Here is a 20679-nt window from a genome sequence, read left to right as displayed (position 1 = left end):
AAATCGGCGCCGACTTGGCACAATCGACCTTTGCCCCCACGTTGGTAGCCATGTCCTATCAAGTACTCGCCCGCAAGTGGCGCCCGCGCAAGTTCGCCGAACTGGTCGGGCAGGAACACGTGGTGCGCGCGCTGACCAATGCGCTGGATACCGGGCGCATGCACCATGCCTATCTGTTCACCGGCACCCGCGGCGTCGGCAAGACCACGATTGCGCGCATCTTTGCCAAGTCGCTGAACTGCGAGCGGGGTCAGTCGGCGGATCCCTGTGGCGAGTGCTCGGTGTGCACCGCGGTGGACGAGGGGCGTTTCGTCGACTTGCTGGAGATCGATGCGGCCAGCAATACCGGTGTGGACGATGTCCGCGAGGTGATCGAGAACGCGCAGTACGCGCCGTCGCGCGGTCGTTTCAAGGTGTACCTGGTCGACGAGGTGCACATGCTGTCGAAGAACGCGTTCAATGCGTTGCTGAAGACACTGGAAGAACCGCCGCCGCACGTGAAGTTCCTGCTGGCCACCACCGACCCGCAGAAGCTGCCGGTGACGGTGTTGTCGCGCTGCCTGAAGTTCAACCTGAAGCGATTGCTGCCTGATCAGATCTCCGGCCAGATGCGGCATATCCTGGGTGCGGAGAACATCAGTTTCGAGGACGTTGCGATCACCGAACTGGCCCGCGCGGCCGACGGCTCGCTGCGTGATGGACTGTCGCTTCTTGACCAGGCCATTGCTTACGGCGGTGGCGCCCTGCATGCGGATGATGTGCGCACCATGCTTGGCAGTGTGGCGCGTGGCCAGGTACTTGGCGTGCTCGATGCACTGGCTGCCGGTGACGGTGATCGACTGTTGGCCGAGTGCAGCCAGATTGCCTCCTATTCCCCCGATTTCGGTGGCGTGCTGGACGATGTCGCCAGCGTGCTGCACCGCATGCAGTTGATTCAGCTGGTGCCCGGCTATCGGCCGGAGGATGGCGGCGACGACGATGCCGCGCTGGCCGCACTGGCCGAACGAATTCCTCCTGAAGACGTGCAGTTGTACTACCAGATTGCGACGTCGGGCCGTCGTGATCTGCTGTTGGCGCCGGATGCGCGCACGGGTTTCGAGATGGCGCTGTTGCGCATGCTGGCGTTCAGGCCGGGCGATGGTGCTCCGTCGGAGCGCGCCGCGCGACCGACGCCTGCGAGCCATGCAGCGGCGAGCTCGTCATCGCGTACGGTGTCCCCGCCGGCACCTCCCGCTGCCGCACCACGCCAGCAAACCTCGCCCGCGAAGGCGCCGGCAGCTCCCGTGGCGGAACGCCCTGCGCCAGCACCGATCGCCCGTGGCGCCAACGGTCTGCCGGATTGGGAGGCGTTGATCGAGCGCGCCGACCTGCGCGGCCCGTTCAGCGTGCTGGCGCAGAACGCCGTGCTGCGCGAGCGCGATGGCCAGACCCTGGTACTGGCGTTGCAGCCGACCCACATGGGCATGGCGGTGGAGCCGATGGTCAGCCAGATGGAGGAACGCATCGGCCAGGCGCTTGGCGAGCGGATCCGACTGCGTTTCGTCAGCCAGAGCGAGGCCGCGGCAGAACGTACGCCGGCAGCACGCGCGGCACAGGCGCGCGACAGCGCGCAGTCCGCCGCCGAACAGGCGATCGAGGACGATCCACTGGTGCAGACCTTGAAGCGTGATTTCGGCGCGCGCGTCGTGCCGCAATCCGTCAAACCCCTTGGACAATGAATCCGGAGCCATGTGATGAGAGGACAGATCGGTCAGATGATGCAGCAAGCCCAGCGCATGCAGGAAGACATGAAGCGCGCGCAGGAAGAGATCGCCAAGCTCGAAGTCACCGGTAGCGCCGGCGGCGGCCTGGTCAGTGTGGTGATGACCGGCGCCCACGAAGTGCGTCGGGTGCAGATCGACCGGCAGACCTTCGCCGACGACCCGGAGATGGCCGAGGATCTGGTTGCCGCGGCCGTCAACGATGCGGTGAACAAGGTCGCCCAGGTCAGCAAGGACAAGCTCGGTAGCGTCACGGCCGGGATGAATCTGCCGGCTGGCTTCAAGTTGCCGTTCTGAAAGCAGGAGTGAGTGGGGAGGAGTGAGAAGCGAGAGACTGCACCAGTCTGCCGCTCTTCGCTTTTTCTCTCATTTCTCACTCCTCTTCACTCACTTCTCGGATCATCCATGTCATCCGGTTCCCCTCTCCTTGCCGAACTGATCGAAGCACTGCGCTGCCTGCCTGGCGTGGGCGGCAAGAGTGCGCAGCGGATGGCGTTTCATCTGCTGGAGCGCGAGCGGGAGCGGGGATTGAAACTTGCCAGCGTGATGGCGCAGGCGATGGAGCAGATCGGCCGTTGCGAGCGCTGCCGCAATTTCAGCGAGGATCCGGTGTGCACGCTGTGCGCAAGCAGCAGCCGCGATCGTCAGGTGATGTGCGTGGTGGAGTCGCCGACCGAGCTGGCGGCGATCGAGCAGGCCACCGGTTATCGCGGCCAGTATTTCGTATTGATGGGCCGGCTGTCGCCGCTGGATGGACTGGGGCCGGAGGAACTGGGCCTGGCGCAGTTGACCCAGCGCCTGGGCGAGGGCGAGATCGAGGAGTTGATCATTGCCACCAATCCCACGGTGGAGGGCGATGCGACTGCCCACTACCTGGCCCAGTTGGCGCGGGCGGGCGGAGTGCGGCCGACCCGGCTGGCCTACGGCGTACCCTTGGGCGGAGAACTCGAGTACGTCGATCGCGGGACGCTGGCGCATGCGTTCGGTGGCCGACAAGTGCTGGACTGATTCAGTGGGCGTGGATTCGAATCATCGAGGGAACAGAAATGAACGAGACCATTTTCAGCAAGATCATCCGTCGCGAGATTCCCGCCGACATCGTTTTCGAGAATGATGACGTGCTCGGATTCCGTGATGTGAACCCCCAGGCGCCGGTGCATGTGTTGTTCATCCCCAAACAAGCGCTGGCCACGCTCAACGATGCCACCCCGGAACAGGCGGCCCTGCTTGGCAAGCTGCTGTTGGCCGCGGCGGATTATGCCCGGCAGGAAGGCTTTGCCGAGCAGGGCTACCGCACCGTGATCAATTGCAACGAGGACGGTGGCCAGACCGTGTTCCATATCCACGTGCACTTGCTGGCGGGGCGGCGGCTGCATTGGCCGCCAGGCTGACGCGAGCGCAATCCACACAAGAAAACGCCGGCTTTGCGCCGGCGTTTTCTTTTCGCAATGCGGTTACTTCTTCGGCGGCGGCGGTGGTGGCGCTGGTGGCCGCACCACGATCACGCGTGGGCCACCCCAGTATGGATAGCCCCATGGACCGCCCCAGTACGGACCGAAGCCCGGGCCCCAGAACGGGTCGTAGAAAGGTGCCGGGCGCTCCACGTAACGCGGGCGCCTCGGCCAGAGGTAGACCACGTTGGCTTCGACCCGAGGGTAGGCGTAATCGTAATCGCCGACCTTCTTGGAAACGGTACCGTGCAAGGTGCCGGTCACGGTCAGCTCGCGACCGCGGGTGAACACCTCCGGGTCGTAGAAGCCAGCGCGGCAGGCGACGAAGCGCCCTTCGCTCTCACCAGCATTGCCCGATTCCGGGCGTGCCTGACTGTCCAGCGGGCGGGAAAGCACGTAGAAGCAGGTTTGCTGCGGGCCGGGTTCGGTCTTGATGATCTCGCCGCCCCAGCGCACCTGGGTTCCGCCCGCGCCACCTTGCTGCGCGCTGCTGGTGGTGATGTTGGCGTAGTTGCCCTCCAACGGCTTGGGGATCGTCGCGCAGCCACCCAGCACGGCAATGGCAGCGACGAGAGTGAGCGGACGATAAAGGGACATGAAGGCTTCTCCGTCAGGCTTGATGGCGTGTGCCATCGCGTTGATATTCATTTGACCACGTTCCTTGCCCGAAAATCCCGCACTGCACGTCGAAACGCGTGGACCGATTCAGGCGGCGGTTCATCATGAGCGTAGCGCAGATCCAGGTAACGCCTCGTCAATGCCGTCAGTTCCTCGCGCTGCGCCGGCAAGGCTCGCGCCGCACGACCCAGGTAATGCTGCGGACCTTCGCCGACGCGACGCGCAATGCCTCGGCGCGCCAGCTTTCGCTCCAGTTCGCGCAGCGCATCGCGCAACGGATCAGGTGGCTTCCGTCGCAGCAAGGCCCACGCCAAGCCGATCGCGATGAACAGAACGCTGCCGATAGCCAGCAGCACACCAAGCGTCGCGGTATCGGTGTCGCGGATGCCGAACGGGGTCAACAAGCCGCGTTGACGAAGCGCGTCAAAACCTACAACGCCCTGGTCCCACCATCGGTTGACAACGTCCCAGCGATTCCGCAAACCCTGAAGCCAATCCCTGCGATACCAGTCAAGCTGGTCACCCGCCGCCGCTTCGGCGCCCAGGCTGACCCGTTCCGGACGCACGGCGCCGGTGGGGTCGGCCCGCACCCACCCGCGACCGGCCAGCCAGACCTCGCTCCAGGCGTGCGCGTCGGAGTTGCGAACCAGCAGATAATTGCCGAGCTTGTTCCAGTAGCCGCCCTGGTAGCCGGTCACGACCCTCGCGGGGATGCCTGCGGCACGCATCAGCACCGTGAACGCCGACGAATAGTGTTCGCAGAAACCTTCCCGCGTATCGAACAGGAAATCGTCCATGGCGTCGCGACCCAGTGGCGCGGGCGCCAGCGTGTAGCGAAAGCCGCCGTCGTGAAACAGGGCGAGTGCGGCATGCACGATGGCTGCATCGTCATTGCCGTAGCGCTGTCGCCATGAGCGGCCCAGTGCCAATGTGCGCGGGTTGAAGCCGGCGGGGAGTTGCAACCAGCGCTCGTGGTGGATGCCGAGCCGGGGCTCCAGCTGGTACGCGGTGGCGGAGTTCAGGCTGTAGCTGACCGCATCGTTGACCGGTTTGGCCGCGATCACGACCCGATCGCGACGCATCGTGGCGTCTGCAGGCGCGTCGATGGGCACGTCGAGCGTGGGCAGCACGCGGCGGTGGGTCGGCAACAGCCTGATCTGGTAGTGGATGCTGTGCGCCACGTTCAGCGCCACGGGCGGCTGGTGGCCGGTGTCGCGATAAGTCCAGCTGACGCCATCGTAGTAAGCCATCACGAAGGCGCGGAAATAGCGTTGGTCGGGCGGCGGTGGCGCACCGTCGAATGTCACCCGCATGGCCGGGTGGTCGTCGATCAGCAGTTCGGTAAAGCCACCCGGACTCATGCGCTCGCTGAGCCCGGTACGGGCCTGGTCCTGCGAGGGAGCACCCCACAACGGCGAGCTCAGGCGCGGCACCAGCACGAAGGCCAGCAGCGCCAGCGGCAAGGCCGATGCCAGCAAAGTGAGTGCGGGCAGCAAGGTGCGCGGCAGGTTGGCCGTTGCCTGCGCCGGCTCCAGCGAGCGCAGGGTCGCCAAAGTCGGTAACAACCCCAACGCGATCACCACCGTGCTGATCAGTCCCTGATCGAACAGCAGCGCGGTCATCAGCGTGAAACAGGCAAAGCTGACGCCGACGCGTACATCGCGCTGGGACTCGGTTTCCAGCAATTTGAGAACCAGCAGCCCGATCGCCAGCGCCGTCCCCGGCGCGCGTCCGAACAGGTTGCCGTACTGCACGATCACCGCCAGGGTCAGCAGCACCAACAAGGGCAGCTTGATCCAGCCCGGGACCCGGCCGCTGCGCTGACGTCGTTGCCACCAGCGCCAGCCCAGGATGAACGCCAGAGCCACGCTGAGCCACCACGGCAAGTGCGCGGCGTTGACGACGAGCACGAAGGCCATGCTCAAGCTCAACAGGTCGAAACTGCGCTGACCCACGGCAGCGGGCGGAGGTTTGCGTGACTGAAGCAGGCTCACGGCAGACCCGCCAGCGCGTCCATGCAGCGCGCATAGTGCAACGGACCGCTGCCGCTGCCGATCTCGTTGCCCGGCAGCCACAAGCTGTAGCTGCAGCGCCTCGACTGCGCCTCGTTCAACCAGCGGGCCAGCCGCGCGATGCGCGACTCATGGTCCATCCCGTGCAGTTGGCGCCAGTCCAGTTGCCACTGGGGTTGGCTGCGGGGTTGTTCGAAATCCTTGACCAGCAAGTCATCGTGGCGGGCGCTGGCTTTCCACGCGATATGGCGTTGCAGGTCGCCCGGCCGGTAGTCACGCAGCGAGGCCAGTTCCTCACCACGGTGCAGGCGCATGTGGCGGGCATCCTCAGCCAGCGCCCCCGGTGCGGGACCCGCCGCTTCGGCGCGGGGCCACACCAGCACCGCCTGATCGGGATGCAGCCAGCTCCAAGCGCGGAACATGCCCAGTGGCCAACTGCTCCACATTCGCAGCCGGGGCAGGGGTTGCCACCCGCGCCGCTCGGTAGGCAGCCGAAGCTTCACGTGAGTGGCATCGCGGCCATCCAGTGCGTAGGCGGCGGAACTGTTGCCCAGATCCAGCCGGATCGCGCTGCGTGCGCGGGTGGACTGGATCGTGAGGGTCAGCTCGATCGGCTCGCCCGCAATGGCATGAGCGGCGCGCACATGCTCCAGGCGCAAACCATCGAGTGCGTGAAATGCCAGCAGCATGCTGGCCGCACTCGCGGCGCCGAGCAGGCAGGTGAGCAGCAGCGCCGCATTGTTGGTGTAGTTCAGCGCGCCGACCAGCATCACCAGCAGCAACATGGAAAAGCCGAGCCCGAATCCGGTCGGCACGATATAGATGCGGCGTCGGTGCAGTTCGATCGGCAGGTGCTCGGCGCGGCGGTAGCGGGTGAGCGCGGGCAGGCGCCCTTCTGCCCAGCGTTGCAGTCGCTGCAGCAGGCCAGGCATCAGTCCACCGCGACCTCGGTGAGCAGTTGCCGGGCCAGCGTCGTGCCTTCGGCGCCGCGAGTCGGCAACAGGCGATGCGCGGCCAGCGGGACGAACAGTGCCTGGAGGTCTTCGGGCAGCACATGACCGCGACCACTGAGCATGGCCCAGGCGCGCGCCGCGCCAAGCAGGGCAAGTCCCGCGCGTGGCGACAGGCCTGCGCGAATATCGGCGTGGCGCCGGCTGGCCGCCAGCAAGGCCTGCAGGTAGTCGAGCAGGGCGCCGCTGGCAGTGATCGCTTGCGCCCGGCCATGCAGGGCGACCAGCGCGCTGGCATCGAGTTGCGGAGTGAGCTGGGCCAGCAGGTCGCGGCGGTCGCTGCCGGTCAGCAGGGCGCGTTCGGCGCTGGCGTCCGGGTAGTCCAGCGACAGGCGCAGCATGAAGCGGTCCAGCTGCGAATCGGGCAGCGGAAAGGTGCCGTTGAGATCGAGCGGATTCTGCGTGGCGACGACGAAGAACGGTCGTGACAGCGCGTGCGTCTGGCCATCCATGGTGACCTGGTTCTCGGCCATCGCCTCAAGCAGGGCGCTCTGTGTCTTCGGACTGGCGCGGTTGATCTCGTCGGCCAACAGCAAGCCGGTGAAGATCGGCCCGGGGTGGAAGCGGAACTGACCCGTTTCGCGCTCGTACACGCTGACACCGATGATGTCGGACGGGAGCAGGTCGCTGGTGAACTGGACGCGTTGGAATTCCAGCGAAAACGTGGCAGCCAGCGCATGCGCCAGCGTGGTCTTGCCCACACCGGGCACGTCTTCCAGCAGCAGGTGGCCGCCGGCGATCAGGCAGGTGAACGCCAGTTTCACCTGGTGCGGCTTGCCCAGCAGCACGCGGTTGACCTGCGCGATCGCGGCGCCCAGCCGCTGGGACAGGGGGTCATCGTGGAGCTGGCTGATGGCGGAGGCGGTGCGTTCGGTCATGGGATCGATTCGTGGGCGCGAAGCTGAGCAGTGATGGCTGCAGTGTAGCCGCGGCCCTCACGGCACGGCGACGCCTGCGTCACGCAGCAGGCGGGCCAGTGCGATCAGCGGCAAGCCAATCAGCGCACTGGGGTCGTTGCTGTCGATTGTCGAGAACAGGCTGATGCCGAGACCCTCGCACTTGAAGCTTCCGGCGCAATCCAGTGGTTGTTCGCGTTCGACGTAACGCGCGATTTCGGCCGGCGCCAGGTCCCTGAAACGAACCCGGGTGTCGTCTAGGTACGTCTGTTTCCGACCCTGGCGTGTATCGAGCAGGCACAGCGCGGTGTGAAAGCGCACGCTACGGCCCGAGCTGGCGGCAAGCTGGGCGCAGGCGCGTTCGCTGCTGCCGGGTTTGTCCAGGACCACGCCATCGACCTCGGCCACCTGATCGGAGCCGATGACCAGCGCGTCGCCGCATGACCGGGCGACCGCTTCGGCCTTGGCGATGGCGAGTCGCAATGCTCGTGCGGACGGGGCTTCGTGCGGCAGTGGCGACTCGTCGGTACGGGGTGCCACCTGTTCGAAATCGGGCAGCAGCCGTCGCAGCAGCTCGGCACGATAACGTGAGGTCGACCCCAGCACGATGCGCAATGGTGCGGATGGAGGGGGCATCAGTGGTCGGGTTCGCGGCGAATCTGTTCGCGCATGGCGTTGTTCAGGTCGGTCTGTGCCTGGCCAAGGGCCTGCAGCAGGGGCTGCAGGCGGGCGCGGGCATCGCGCATCGACGTGGCGGCGCGGTCAAGCTCACTCTGGCTGGCGTGGGCAGCGCGGTCGCGGATCCACAGACGCTGTTGCAGCAGCGCGCGCAGGCCGGCGTCGACGGCATGGCGTGCCTCCTCTTCGCTGGCGGCCGGCAGATCCGGATTGAGCGACATCACCGCATGCGCCTGCTGCAGCCCGGAGCGACAGGTCTTCAGGTCGGTTTCGAGGCTGTCGGCCAGGTCGAGCAGATCGCGGAGGCAGCCGGCGCGGCGGTTCTGGCGGCGGCGCAACAGCATGGCTCCGGCGGTCAGAACGACGAGGATGACGAAGCACGCGGCCACGCCGAAGGTCAGATAGGAATTCAAGAGCAGGGGTTCCAGGAGCCTGTCGGTCGCGGGGGGCCAGTCTGCCGCATCGGGGCGGGATCAGGCAAAATATGGGCGAAGGCGTCGGCTGTCGGCCCCTGCGCCATCTATCGGGTTGGTTGACTTCCAGGCCCGGCAAACCTACCATTCCGCGATTATGTCCGTGACGCTGCCAGAGTCCGTGGACGCTTGGCGCATGGTCTCGGCGCGGCGTTCATTCGAAGGAACGCTTTCCATCGCAAGCCTGCGACGCCTCTGCGAGGCGCTTGCAAGCCCCGATGGCGAGGTGAGTTTCGAGCTGGATTTCGGGCGTGACAACCTTGGCACGAGCTATGTGGAAGTTCGCGCGAGTGCGCCGTTGACCCTGATCTGTCAGCGAACACTCGAGCCTTTCGCGCTGCCGGTGGCGGTGCAGACCCGGTTGGGACTGATCAGCCAGGAGCGCGACGAGGCGGGCTTGCCGCCGGAGTACGAGCCGTTGCTGGTGGCTGAGGATGGCCGCCTGTGTCCGGCCGATGTGATAGAGGACGAATTGTTGTTGGCGCTGCCGCTGGTTCCGGTCAATCCGGAAAGCAGCCTGCCCGACGAAGTGACAGGTCTGGATCCGGGTGGGGAACCCGCCGGCGAAGGACGCTCCGAAAATCCGTTCGCGGTGTTGCGCGAACTGAAGAGATAGCCGCTGGCCCGGGTCGCTGAGATCCGGGTCGTTTGATGCAAGATCATCCCGATTTACCACCACGTTTCAGTTGGAGAACTACCATGGCCGTTGCCAAGAGCCGCCGTACCCCTTCCACCCGCGGTATGCGTCGTGCGCACGACTCGCTGAAGACCGTGCAGCTGTCCACCGATCCGACCAGTGGCGAGGTGCATCAGCGCCATCACGTCACCAAGGACGGCTACTATCGTGGCAAGAAAGTGATCGAGACCAAGGCCGCGGTGTCGGTCGAGGATTGACCGGCTTGCGGGGGTTCCACCCTGGAGCTTCCGCTGGACGATCACCCCAGACGGCGCGGCAACGCGCCGTTTTGCGTTCCGGCGCACGGGAACGTAACGTACCGTTTACTGCCGCCGGCTGCAGGCCGGTGCCGAAGTTCTTGCCGATGGACAGTTGAATGACCCAGATCTATACCCGCATCATCGCCACCGGCAGCGCCTTGCCCGAGCGCGTCGTGACCAATGCCGATCTGGAAAAGATCGTCGATACCAGTGACGAATGGATACGCACCCGCACCGGCATCCGCCAGCGACACATCGCAGCTGATGGCGAGACCACCGGGGACCTGTCCTTCCGTGCCGCGCAGAACGCGCTTGAAGCAGCTGGCGTGAAGGCGTCCGAACTCGATCTGATCGTGCTGGGCACCACCACTCCGGATCTCATTTTTCCGTCCACTGCCTGCCTCGTGCAGCACCGTCTCGGTGCGAACGGCTGTGCGGCGTTCGACGTCAACGCGGCGTGCTCGGGCTTTGTCTACGCGCTGGGGGTGGCGGACAAGTTCATTCGCAGCGGGCAGTCGAAGAAGGTATTGGTGATCGGTGCCGAGACGCTGACCCGGATGGTCGACTGGAGCGAACGCGAGACTTGCGTGCTGTTCGGTGACGGCGCCGGTGCGGTGGTGCTGGAAGGTTCCAGCGAGCCCGGCATCTATGCCACGTGCCTGCATGCGGATGGTGGTCACAAGGAGTTGCTGTACAACCCCGTAGGTGTGTCCGTCGGCTTCACTGACGAGCCCAACCATGGCGTGCGCATCCGCATGGCTGGTCGGGAGGTGTTCAAAGTGGCGGTGAAGACGCTCGACTCGCTGGTGGGCGAGACGCTCGCAGCCGCCGGCATGCAGGAGTCGGATATTGACTGGTTGATTCCGCACCAGGCTAATCTGCGCATCATTGACGCCACGGCCAAGCGGCTGAAGATGTCGATGGACCGCGTGATCGTCACGGTCGACAAACACGCCAACACCTCTTCCGGTTCGGTGCCGCTGGCGCTGGATTACGCGGTGCGATCGGGCAAGGTGCAGCGAGGCCAGAACTTGTTGCTGGAGGCATTCGGTGGCGGCTTCACCTGGGCTTCGGCGCTGTTGCGCTACTGAGATTCAGGCGCTTCCATGCGATTTACCGATGCCGCCCGCAAGGCGGCATCGTGTTTTCCGTGACCGGGATCGGTGTATACAGCTGCGTATGGCTCGCGATGCTGGCACCATGGTGGCTTTCGCCTCAGGAACCAGCGTGCCCATGAGCTCAAATTCCACTTCGCTTGCCTTCATCTTTCCCGGCCAGGGTTCGCAATCGGTCGGCATGCTGGCTGACCTGGCCGCAGTGCATGGCGAGGTGCAAGCCGCCTTTGACGAGGCGTCGCAGGGGGCCGGGCTCGATCTGTGGGCGCTGAGCCAGCAGGGGCCGGACGAGCAGCTCAACCGCACCGAGAACACGCAGCCGGCGTTGCTGGCGGCCAGTGTGGCGGTGTGGCGGGTATGGCAGAAGCTGGGCGGCGCGCAGCCGGCGCAGTTGTCCGGGCACAGTCTTGGTGAATACAGCGCTCTGGTGTGTGCTGGCGCCTTGTCGCTGCATGACGCGGCGGCGCTGGTGGCCGAGCGTGGTCGCCTGATGCAGGCAGCCGTACCTGCCGGTGTCGGCGCCATGGCGGCAATCCTGGGCGGTGATGACGCGCAGATTGCGAGCGTCTGCGAGGACATGGCGCAGGGGCAGGTGGTGGCGCCGGCCAACTTCAATTCGCCCGGTCAGCTGGTGATTGCCGGCCATGTCGAGGCGGTCGATCGCGTGATTGCGAAGCTGGCCGAACTGGGTGTGAAGAAAGCGATCAAGCTGGCGGTATCGGTGCCATCGCATTGTGCCTTGATGCGCGAGGCGGCCGATCGGCTGGGTGAGCGCATGATTGCGGTTGACTGGCAGCTCCCGGCGATCCCGGTGATCCAGAATGCCGAGGCGCGCAGCTACGCCACCATCGAGGAAATCCGCGGTGCATTGCAGCAGCAGCTGTATATGCCGGTGCGCTGGACCGAGTGCGTCCAGGCGCTGGCGGCGGCGGGTGCCACACGGGTGGTCGAGTGTGGTCCTGGCAAGGTGCTCTCCGGCTTGATCAAGCGTATCGACAAGAGCATCGAGGCACGCCCGATCGGTACGCCCGCCGAGCTGGATGCGGTGCGCGCAGAGTGGCTTTGATGCCAGGATTGCAGGTTCGCTGGCTCCCGGCGTCCCCATTTTCGTTTCCCGAGGATTTTGAACGATGAACAAGTCCCTGCAAGGTGAAATCGCGCTGGTCACCGGTGCCAGTCGCGGTATCGGTGCGGCGATCGCTGACGAGTTGGCTGCGTTGGGCGCTACCGTGATCGGCACGGCGACCAGTGAGGGTGGTGCTGCCGCCATCGGCGAGCGCTTGGCTGCCCACGGCGGACATGGCCGCGAACTGAACGTCACCGACGGCCAGGCGGTCGAGGCGCTCATGGATGGCATCGCGAAGGAATTCGGTGCGGTGTCGATCCTGGTCAACAACGCCGGCATCACCCGCGACCAGTTGCTGATGCGCATGAAGGACGAAGACTGGCAGGCGATCATCGACACCAACCTCACCTCGGTATACCGCATGTCCAAGGCGGTGATGCGCGGCATGATGAAGGCGCGCAAAGGCCGCATCATCTCGATCGCCTCGGTGATCGGCCTTACCGGCAATCCCGGTCAAGCCAACTATGCCGCGGCCAAGGCCGGCGTGATCGCGTTCTCGAAGTCGTTGGCGCGTGAAATCGGCACACGCGGCATCACGGTCAACGTCGTGGCACCCGGCTTCATCGACACGGACATGACGCGCGCCTTGCCCGAGGAATCGAAACAGGCCTTGCTGGGACAGATCGCGCTGGGGCGTCTGGGCGAGGCGGTGGACATTGCCAAGGCAGTGGCCTTTCTGGCTTCACCGGCGGCCGCCTATATCACTGGTGAAACCCTGCATGTCAACGGTGGCATGTACATGGCTTAGCAGTGCATCGGATTCGTGGGCTGCGCAGGCACATTTGCAGCCGATTTCTCGCAACTCCGACAAGATCCCGGAGGCCATGCAGAAAAATTGTCGCCAGCGGCCGCGTTTTAGGCGACAATTGCGCTTTCGCGTCGGCGCCAACGGCACGAGTGTCGTGTCATCACCGACGGATCGTGGCGGCCTGCGGGTTTAGCCACTACAATGCGGCCGGTCTTTTGCAGGCATCCGGCCGGCACCGACAAACAATCACTCCTTGAGAGGTATGGGCAACATGAGCACCATCGAAGAGCGCGTCAAGAAAATCGTCGTCGAGCAGTTGGGCGTGAAGGAAGATGAAGTCACGGCGAACGCGTCGTTCGTGGATGATCTGGGTGCGGATTCGCTGGACACCGTGGAACTGGTCATGGCACTCGAGGAAGAGTTCGAGACCGAGATTCCCGACGAAGACGCCGAGAAGATCACCACCGTGCAGCAGGCCGTCGATTACATCAAGGCCCACTCCAAGGACTGATCAGTCCGGTGGCGACACACCATCCAGTCTGGCGCGCCACAAGCGGGCCGGTCTGGATGGGTGGTATTGAATGCTGCGCCAGTTTGGCGCAGTTTTCGTTTCTGCAATCCGTAACGTCCGACTCCGTATGGTGCGTGTGCTGCACTCTCGGTTGGACTGGATGATCTTTTCAGGAACCTTGTTGTCGGACCGTCCGGCGCCGGGGTTCCAGGGAATCACGAAGGAACAAAGCATGAGCAAGCGTCGAGTAGTAGTGACCGGCATGGGCATCATTTCGCCGGTCGGCAACGACATCGCCAGCGCCTGGAGTCGTGTGGTCAAGGGCGAAAGCGGTATCGGCCCGGTCACCCACTTCGATACCTCTGCCTACACCACGCGCATCGCCGGTCAGGTCAGTGGCTTCGATCCGGCCGAATGGATGGCGGCCAAGGACGTGAAGAAGATGGACCCGTTCATCCACTACGGCGTGGCGGCGGGTACCCAGGCGCTGCGTGATTCCGGGTTGGAGATCACCGAGTCGAATGCGCCGCGCGTCGGCGTGGCCGTGGGTGCCGGCATCGGTGGCCTGTACACGATCGAGGCGACCACGCTGGAACTGGCGGCCAAGGGGCCGCGCCGCGTGTCGCCGTTCTACGTGCCCAGTTCGATCATCAACATGGTGTCCGGACAACTGTCGATCATGTTCGGCCTGAAGGGCCCGAACATCGCCTGCGTCACGGCTTGCACCACCGGCGCCCACAACATCGGGCTGGCCGCACGGATGATCCAGTATGGCGATGCGGATGCGATGATCGCCGGTGGCGCGGAATTCGCCACCACCGGTACCGCGATGGCCGGCTTCTGCTCGGCCAAGGCCATGTCCACCCGCAACGATGAGCCGACCAAGGCCAGCCGCCCATGGGACAAGGATCGCGATGGCTTCGTGTTGTCTGACGGTGCCGGCGTGCTGATGCTGGAGGAGTACGAGCACGCCAAGGCGCGTGGCGCACGCATCTACGCCGAGCTGGTCGGTTTCGGCATGAGCGGCGATGCATTCCACATGACCGCGCCGAGCGAAGGGGGTGAGGGCGCCGCGCGCTGCATCCAGACCGCGCTCGATGATGCAGGTGTCAATCCCGCCGAAGTCCAGTACGTCAATGCACACGGCACGTCCACGCCCCTGGGCGACCTTGGCGAGGTCATGGCGGCGAAGAAAGTGTTCGGCGAGCACGCACACAAACTGGCCATGAGCTCGACCAAGTCCACCACCGGCCATCTTCTCGGCGCCGCGGGTGGTGTCGAAGCGATCTTCAGCATCCTGGCGCTGCGCGACCAGGTCCTGCCACCGACGATCAACCTCGACGAGCCGGGCGAAGGCTGTGATCTCGACTTCGTGCCGAACACGGCACGCGAGGCAAAGCTTGATGTGGCGATTTCCAACTCGTTCGGCTTCGGTGGTACCAACGGCACGCTGGTCTTCCGCCGCGCCTGATCGATAGATCGGGCATGAGTGGCCATCGCCGTCTGGACGGCCGGCGCGACCTGCTCGCGCCGGCCGCGGTCTTTCCGGAACGCTACCCCTGCCTGTTGCAGAGCGTCCTGCATGGCTCGGCCCAGTCGCGTTACGACATCCTGTTCGCATTTCCCGGCGATCGACTTGTCCTTGCCGCCGATGGCGTGGTGCGCGACGGCAGGGGTGCCGTGTGTCACGGCGGATTTCTCGATGCGCTGGACCATGCATGGCGTTCCGAGCGTCAGGTCAGCAGTGACGATGGCTTGCCGTTTCATGGCGGCTGGGTGCTGTTGCTTAGCTACGAGCTCGCTGGCGAGATCGAGCCGAGCCTGGTGCTGTCGGCGTCAGTGGAATTGCCGGTGGCGCTGGCCGTGCGTTGTCCGGCCGCGATCATCATCGACCACCTGCTTGACTGCACGATCCTTGTAGCCGAGGCGGGCCACGAACACCTGCTCGACGTGCTTGAGGCTGATCTTGCAGCGCCAGCGACATGGCCGGGCTTGCCGGCGCTCGAGTCGTGCCACGAGGACGCGCCTGACGATTTTCTCCAGGGTGTCGGACGCATTCACGAACACCTCTACGCGGGTGACATTTTCCAGGTGAACTTGTCGCGCGGCTGGCGTGCCCGCTATGCCACGGCTCCGGAGCCCGCATCGCTTTACGACGCCTTGCGTCAGGCCAATCCGGCGCCGTTCGCCGGACTTCTGCAGCAGCCGGGTTGGGCCGTGCTCAGTTCTTCGCCGGAACGGCTGGTCGAAGTGCGTGACGGCTTCGCGCAGACGCGTCCGATCGCCGGCACCCGCGCCCGCCTGCCGGACGATGACGAACCGGCACGCATCCGCGAACTGAGCGCGCACCCCAAGGAACGCGCCGAACACGTGATGTTGATCGACCTGGAGCGCAACGACCTGGGCCGCGTCTGCGTGCCGGGTACGGTCGAGGTCAACGAACTGATGATGGTGGAGAGTTACGCCCACGTTCACCACATCGTGTCCAATGTACGCGGGCGACTGCGGCCCGAGGTCACGCCGGGCCGGGTGATCGCGGCGACGTTCCCCGGTGGCACCATCACCGGTTGTCCCAAGGTGCGCTGCATGGAAATCATCGCCGCGTTGGAGCAGACGCCGCGTGGCGCCTATACCGGTGCGCTGGGTTACCTGGACTGCAATGGCGAGCTGGATTTGAACATACTTATTCGCACACTGACCCTGGTCGGCAACGAGGCAAGCCTGCGCGCCGGCGCTGGCATCGTCGCCGATTCGGTGGCCAGCAGCGAGCTGGACGAGACCCGCGCCAAGGCGCGGGGACTGCTGCGGGCACTGGGGGCGAAGGCGTGACGGCGGCGCGGATGCTGGTCAACGGTATCCCCACGGATCAGGTGAGTGCACTGGATCGCGGCCTCACCTATGGCGACGGCTTGTTCGAGAGCCTTCGCGTGGTGAACGGACAGGCGCCGTTGTGGCCACGCCACATGCAGCGCCTGCTTGAAGGCTGCGCGCGCCTGCGCATTCCTGCGCCGAGCGCGGCGCAGCTCTGGCGCGAGGTGCAATACACCAGCGACGGCATGGCGCAGGCGGTGGCGCGGATCACCGTGACCCGGGGCGTCGGCGAGCGTGGCTATGCCTTGCCGAGTTCGCCGCAGCCGGGTCGCATCGTCGCCGCGTTCGCCCCGCCTGCGACAAGTGCCGAGGTTTATTCCAGTGGCTTGCGCATGCGTGTGTGCGAATTGCGCCTGGCCGAGCAGCCGCTGCTCGCCGGCATCAAGCACCTGAACCGGCTTGAGCAGGTGCTGGCGCGTGCCGAGTGGAGTGACCCGGCGATCGCCGAGGGGCTGCTGCTCGATCGCGGGGACAGGGTCATTTCTGCGACCATGGCCAATGTGTTCGCCGTCATCGATGGTGTGCTGCTCACGCCCGCACTGGAGCGCTGTGGCGTGGCCGGGGTGGCGCGAGCCGAGGTGCTGGCAGCGCTTCCGCAGACGCGGGTTGTCGAGCTCAGCGTGCGGGACCTGCTCGCCGCCAGCGAAATCTTCCTCACCTCGAGCGTGCGAGGCATTCTGCCGGTACAGTCAGTGGATGGTTGCTGCCTGGTGCCGGGCGCCGTGACTCGGCAGTTGCAACAATATTGGCGCAACCTGGGATTTCCGATGGAGCAGGGTGGATGATTGAAAGTTCGATGCGTGGGCGCGTCTGGTTGCGCATGTTGCTGCTGCTGGTCCTGCTGGCGGCCGTGGTGGCGGCGGTTTTCGGCTGGAACGACTACCACCGGTTCAGCGTGACGCCGCTGAACGTGACGCAGCAGCGCAGTATCGATGTCAGTCGGGGCACCAGCTTCAAGGGCGTGGTTGCCGAATTGCAGCGGCAGGGTTTGACCACGGCCAACCCGTGGTACTGGCGCCTGCTGGCCGAGCAGATGCACGTGGCCGGCAAGCTGCATGCCGGCGAATACGCGCTCAAGAGTGGCATCACGCCGCGTCAGTTGCTTGCCAACATGGCCACCGGCAAGGTGCTGCAACGCAACTTCACGATCGTGGACGGGTGGACCTTCGCCGAGCTGCGCCAGGCGCTGGCGCATGCCGAAATGCTCAAGCATGAAGGCACGGGACTGGACGACGCGGCGGTGATGCAGAAGATCGGCGCGGCTGGCGAGGCTCCCGAAGGTCGTTTCCTGCCCGAGACCTACGCCTACGTGAAGGGTGACAGCGACCTGGACATCCTTCGCCGCGCCCATGTCGCGATGCAGGAGACCCTGGCCGCGCTGTGGCCAACCCGCGACAAGGATCTGCCGCTGGCCACGCCATACGATGCGCTGATCCTGGCCTCGATCGTGGAAAAGGAAACGGGTCGGGCCGATGAGCGGGCGAGGATTGCCGGCGTATTCGTGCGACGCCTGCGCGATCACATGCTGCTGCAGACCGATCCCAGCGTGATCTATGGCATGGGCGCGCGCTACTCCGGCAATATCCGCAAGAGTGACCTGACCACCGATACGCCATACAACACCTATACGCGCCCGGGACTTCCGCCGACCCCGATTGCCCTGCCGGGCAAACCGGCGATCGAGGCGGCGCTGCATCCGGCACCGGGCGATGCGCTCTATTTCGTGGCGCGCGGCGACGGCAGCCACGTATTCGCCAGTTCGCTGGCCGAGCACAACCGCAACGTCGACTGCTATCAACGGAAGCGCTGCCGATGACTGCGTCTCGCGGCAAATTCATCAGTCTGGAGGGTGGCGAGGGTGCCGGCAAAAGCACCTTGCTTGCCGGAGTACGGGAATCTCTTGAAGCGCGCGGCATCGAGGTGGTGCAGACCCGTGAGCCCGGCGGCACGCCCGTAGGCGAGGCGGTGCGGACCATCGTGCTGGATCCGGCGCTGCGCGGACTGGCGGCGGAGACGGAGTTGCTTTTGATGTTTGCCTCGCGCGCCCAACTGGTGCGCGAGGTAATCGAGCCGGCGCTGGCAGCCGGCCAATGGGTGTTGTGTGACCGCTATGCCGATGCCAGCTTTGCCTACCAGGGCGGCGGCCGCGGCCAGCCGTCGACGCGCATTGCGGAACTGGAGCGTTGGGCATGTGATGGTGTCCGGCCTGACCTGACGTTCCTGCTCGACCTGCCGGTGGCCACCGGCAGGGCGCGGGCGGCTGGTCGGGGCGAGGCGGACCGCATCGAGGTCGAGGCGGACGCGTTTTTCGAGCGTGTGCGCGCGAGCTATCGTGAACGCGCGGCTGGCGAGCCGCAGCGTTTTCGCGTGATTGATGCCAGTCAACCCGCTGCCGTGGTGCTGCAAACGGCAACCCGCGCCTTGACCGCATGGTTGAACGGACTGCCGGCATGAATGTGCAGCCCTGGCACGCGGAGCAGTGGTCGCGGCTGCAGGCGCGTCGCCAGAGGGACGCATTGCCGCATGCCCTGTTGTTGTGCGGTGCGGCTGGGCTGGGCAAGCGTGCGTTCGCCCAGCGCTTCATCCATGGTCTGATGTGCAACGACAGCGTGGGCGGCGAGGCTTGCGGGCGCTGCCGCAGTTGCCTGCTGATCGAGGCGGGATCGCACCCGGATCTGGTCGGGCTCAGTTTCGGTCTGCGCCGGGACGGCACGCCGCGCACGGAAATCGTGGTCGACCAAATCCGTGAACTGTCGGCCCGACTGGCCATGCGCAGCCAACTGGGTGGCTGGCAGGTCGCCACGATTGATCCTGCCGACGCCATGAATGCGGCGGCAGCCAATGCCTTGCTGAAGACCCTGGAAGAACCAGCAACGCAGACCATGCTGATCCTGCTGGCAGACTCGCCCTGGCGTTTGCCGCAGACCATTCGTAGCCGCTGCCAGCGGATCGAGTTTCACTTGCCGGAAACTGCCGCTGCGCTGGGCTGGTTGCAGGGCGAAGGCATTGACGATGGGCAGGCCGCTCTGGCGGCGGCGGGTGGCAATCCAGGCCTGGCTGCGGCGTGGGCGGGCCAGGGCGCGCTCGAACAGCGTGCGGAAGTGCGCAAGGACCTGGCGGCGCTGGCGGCGGGGCGCGGTCAGCCGATCGAAGTAGTGAAACGCTGGCTGGACGACGAGCCGGTGCAGCGACTGTGGTTTGCCGCACAGGCAGTGGCGGACGAGTTGCGGGCGCGCTCGCGGCAAAGCGCCCCGCCATTGGGGAGCGCGCTGGATGCCGAGGCACTCGCCGGGTGGTATGGCGCAGTGAATCGCACCCGCGAGGGCCTGCGCGGCCCCTTGCGCGCCGATCTGTTGTTGTTGGAATTGCTGGCTCGGTGGCGCTGATGGGCACGCCGGCGGGCATGCCGGCGATTTCCGCGCACACCCGACTGTTGGTGGTGGCGCCGCACCCGGATGACGAAACGATCGCTACCGGACTGTTGATTCAACAGGTTCGAGCCGCCGGCGGCGAGGTGCGCATCCTGCTTCTGACCGCGGGTGACAACAATCCATGGCCACAGCGCTGGCTGGAGCACCGATGGCGCATTCGGAGCGGGGATCGCCAACGCTGGGCGCGGCGGCGCCACGGAGAGCTGCAGGAGGCATTGGCAACCCTGGGGATTGCGCCCTCGGGTCTGCAAGCACTTGGTTGGTCCGACCTGGGCGTCACCGAAATGTTGTTGCAGGCGACCGACGAGGCGGTGGCAGTCATCGGCGAAACCATGGCGCAGTTCGGGCCCGACCTGATCGCGTTGCCGTCGCTGAGCGACCGTCACCCCGATCACAGCGCCGCTCACGTGCTGGTGCGACTGGCGCTGACCAGGCACCCCACCGTACCGACACTGCTCGCGTACCTGGTGCATGGCAGTCCGGGTGAAGGCGATTTCGTCGAGATCTCGCCCGTGCCTGCGCAGCAAGCGACCAAGATTGAGGCGCTGGGGGCACACAGCAGCCAGACTGCGCTGAGCTGCAAGCGACTGCATCGACTGGCGGCCCGGCCCGAACGCTACACGGACCCAGGTGACGGATCATTGGCGCTGGCCAGCTTGCCGTGGCGGCCTCCGCGCTGGTTGCGACGATGTTTGCGGCTGAGCGTGGTCGACGCGAGCGGTGCCCGGGATTGGTCCTGGCCTGAAGCCCCCCTGCAGGAGGCCGCGGACGGAAGGTTTCAGCTGTTGCTGCCCGGCCCCGGGCCGGCGGCACCACGCTTCGTCAGGCTGTCGTTCAAGCTGCCTTCGCCGTGGATCTTTGATCACTGGGGTTGGTGCGAATTGCAGACACAGACTTCTCCCCCCAGCAATCCGGTTGCATAGCCCGGGTGACCAAGCTAGCTTGCAGGCCGGGGTACGCAGAACATGATCATTCTTGCGCCTCTGCCGCTGCTGCGCGGCAGTGGACGCGGGTCGACGATCCGGCTGGAGTGGGTTGGTCGG

General features: G+C 65.5%; 23 protein-coding genes. 17 read left to right on the top strand and 6 right to left on the bottom strand.

What is annotated here, in order from left to right; genetic code table 11:
• Nucleotides 1-50 precede the first annotated feature (50 nt).
• From dnaX to AC0L58_RS08535, 4 genes are all read left to right on the top strand, one after another.
• On the top strand, nucleotides 51-1718 hold the full coding sequence (dnaX, locus tag AC0L58_RS08550; RefSeq protein ID WP_473688497.1) for a DNA polymerase III subunit gamma/tau: 1668 nt from the start codon (nucleotides 51-53) through the stop codon (nucleotides 1716-1718).
• Between the two features lie 15 nt (nucleotides 1719-1733).
• Nucleotides 1734-2057, top strand: coding sequence for a YbaB/EbfC family nucleoid-associated protein (locus AC0L58_RS08545; RefSeq protein WP_473688496.1), 324 nt, complete (start codon nucleotides 1734-1736; stop codon nucleotides 2055-2057).
• A 108-nt stretch (nucleotides 2058-2165) separates the two neighbouring features.
• A complete protein-coding gene (recR, locus tag AC0L58_RS08540; RefSeq protein ID WP_473688495.1) occupies nucleotides 2166-2768 on the top strand; it encodes a recombination mediator RecR in 603 nt (200 codons plus the stop codon).
• A 38-nt stretch (nucleotides 2769-2806) separates the two neighbouring features.
• Nucleotides 2807-3151, top strand: a complete 345-nt coding sequence (locus AC0L58_RS08535) for a histidine triad nucleotide-binding protein (RefSeq protein ID WP_473688494.1) — start codon at nucleotides 2807-2809, stop codon at nucleotides 3149-3151.
• Between the two features lie 63 nt (nucleotides 3152-3214).
• On the opposite strand, the gene AC0L58_RS08530 is transcribed toward AC0L58_RS08535, so the two are convergent.
• Genes AC0L58_RS08530 through AC0L58_RS08505 form a run of 6 tightly spaced genes read right to left on the bottom strand, consistent with a single transcriptional unit; the run spans nucleotide 3215 to nucleotide 8838 of the window.
• Nucleotides 3215-3808: a Slp family lipoprotein gene (locus tag AC0L58_RS08530; RefSeq protein ID WP_473688648.1), complete on the bottom strand. Its 594-nt coding sequence runs from the start codon at nucleotides 3806-3808 to the stop codon at nucleotides 3215-3217.
• 47 nt (nucleotides 3809-3855) lie between these two features.
• A complete protein-coding gene (locus AC0L58_RS08525) occupies nucleotides 3856-5823 on the bottom strand; it encodes a transglutaminase TgpA family protein (protein WP_473688493.1) in 1968 nt (655 codons plus the stop codon).
• Nucleotides 5820-6773, bottom strand: a complete 954-nt coding sequence (locus AC0L58_RS08520) for a DUF58 domain-containing protein (protein ID WP_473688492.1) — start codon at nucleotides 6771-6773, stop codon at nucleotides 5820-5822. The genes AC0L58_RS08525 and AC0L58_RS08520 overlap by 4 nt, the downstream gene beginning before the upstream one ends.
• A complete protein-coding gene (locus AC0L58_RS08515; RefSeq protein WP_473688491.1) occupies nucleotides 6773-7729 on the bottom strand; it encodes an AAA family ATPase in 957 nt (318 codons plus the stop codon). The genes AC0L58_RS08520 and AC0L58_RS08515 overlap by 1 nt, the downstream gene beginning before the upstream one ends.
• A 57-nt stretch (nucleotides 7730-7786) precedes the next feature.
• Nucleotides 7787-8383 carry a Maf family protein gene (locus tag AC0L58_RS08510; RefSeq protein ID WP_473688490.1) on the bottom strand — a complete coding sequence of 199 codons (597 nt, stop codon included), beginning with the start codon at nucleotides 8381-8383 and terminating at the stop codon, nucleotides 7787-7789.
• Nucleotides 8383-8838, bottom strand: coding sequence for a hypothetical protein (locus tag AC0L58_RS08505; RefSeq protein ID WP_473688489.1), 456 nt, complete (start codon nucleotides 8836-8838; stop codon nucleotides 8383-8385). Before AC0L58_RS08505 ends, AC0L58_RS08510 begins: the two co-directional genes overlap by 1 nt.
• 196 nt (nucleotides 8839-9034) lie before the next feature.
• Between AC0L58_RS08505 and AC0L58_RS08500 the strand changes: the two genes are divergently transcribed.
• The 13 genes from AC0L58_RS08500 (at nucleotide 9035) to AC0L58_RS08440 (ending at nucleotide 20559) form a co-directional block, all read left to right on the top strand.
• On the top strand, nucleotides 9035-9514 hold the full coding sequence (locus AC0L58_RS08500) for a YceD family protein (RefSeq protein ID WP_473688488.1): 480 nt from the start codon (nucleotides 9035-9037) through the stop codon (nucleotides 9512-9514).
• A gap of 83 nt (nucleotides 9515-9597) precedes the next feature.
• Nucleotides 9598-9792 (top strand): 50S ribosomal protein L32, encoded by a 195-nt coding sequence (gene rpmF / locus AC0L58_RS08495; RefSeq protein ID WP_473688487.1) that lies wholly within the window; start codon nucleotides 9598-9600, stop codon nucleotides 9790-9792.
• 158 nt (nucleotides 9793-9950) lie between these two features.
• Nucleotides 9951-10925 carry a beta-ketoacyl-ACP synthase III gene (locus AC0L58_RS08490; RefSeq protein ID WP_473688486.1) on the top strand — a complete coding sequence of 325 codons (975 nt, stop codon included), beginning with the start codon at nucleotides 9951-9953 and terminating at the stop codon, nucleotides 10923-10925.
• Nucleotides 10926-11067: 142 nt separating this feature from the next.
• Nucleotides 11068-12015 (top strand): ACP S-malonyltransferase, encoded by a 948-nt coding sequence (fabD, locus tag AC0L58_RS08485; protein ID WP_473688485.1) that lies wholly within the window; start codon nucleotides 11068-11070, stop codon nucleotides 12013-12015.
• Between the two features lie 64 nt (nucleotides 12016-12079).
• On the top strand, nucleotides 12080-12823 hold the full coding sequence (gene fabG, locus AC0L58_RS08480; RefSeq protein ID WP_473688484.1) for a 3-oxoacyl-ACP reductase FabG: 744 nt from the start codon (nucleotides 12080-12082) through the stop codon (nucleotides 12821-12823).
• 271 nt (nucleotides 12824-13094) lie between these two features.
• On the top strand, nucleotides 13095-13334 hold the full coding sequence (acpP, locus tag AC0L58_RS08475) for an acyl carrier protein (RefSeq protein WP_007513179.1): 240 nt from the start codon (nucleotides 13095-13097) through the stop codon (nucleotides 13332-13334).
• Nucleotides 13335-13566: 232 nt separating this feature from the next.
• Nucleotides 13567-14805: a beta-ketoacyl-ACP synthase II gene (gene fabF, locus AC0L58_RS08470; RefSeq protein WP_473688483.1), complete on the top strand. Its 1239-nt coding sequence runs from the start codon at nucleotides 13567-13569 to the stop codon at nucleotides 14803-14805.
• Between the two features lie 14 nt (nucleotides 14806-14819).
• Entirely contained in the window at nucleotides 14820-16163 is a 1344-nt protein-coding gene (locus AC0L58_RS08465; RefSeq protein WP_473688482.1) for an aminodeoxychorismate synthase component I, read from the top strand.
• An 11-nt stretch (nucleotides 16164-16174) separates the two neighbouring features.
• Nucleotides 16175-16990, top strand: coding sequence for an aminodeoxychorismate lyase (gene pabC / locus AC0L58_RS08460; RefSeq protein ID WP_473688481.1), 816 nt, complete (start codon nucleotides 16175-16177; stop codon nucleotides 16988-16990).
• Nucleotides 16987-18021: an endolytic transglycosylase MltG gene (gene mltG, locus AC0L58_RS08455; RefSeq protein ID WP_473688480.1), complete on the top strand. Its 1035-nt coding sequence runs from the start codon at nucleotides 16987-16989 to the stop codon at nucleotides 18019-18021. The genes pabC and mltG overlap by 4 nt, the downstream gene beginning before the upstream one ends.
• Nucleotides 18018-18659, top strand: a complete 642-nt coding sequence (gene tmk, locus AC0L58_RS08450) for a dTMP kinase (RefSeq protein ID WP_473688479.1) — start codon at nucleotides 18018-18020, stop codon at nucleotides 18657-18659. Before mltG ends, tmk begins: the two co-directional genes overlap by 4 nt.
• Nucleotides 18656-19591 (top strand): DNA polymerase III subunit delta', encoded by a 936-nt coding sequence (holB, locus tag AC0L58_RS08445; protein WP_473688478.1) that lies wholly within the window; start codon nucleotides 18656-18658, stop codon nucleotides 19589-19591. Before tmk ends, holB begins: the two co-directional genes overlap by 4 nt.
• On the top strand, nucleotides 19591-20559 hold the full coding sequence (locus AC0L58_RS08440; protein WP_473688477.1) for a PIG-L deacetylase family protein: 969 nt from the start codon (nucleotides 19591-19593) through the stop codon (nucleotides 20557-20559). Before holB ends, AC0L58_RS08440 begins: the two co-directional genes overlap by 1 nt.
• Nucleotides 20560-20679: the final 120 nt, after the last annotated feature.

It is taken from the genome of Rhodanobacter sp. G2-10 (assembly GCF_055809185.1).
This window is presented reverse-complemented; position numbering and strand designations above follow the sequence as displayed.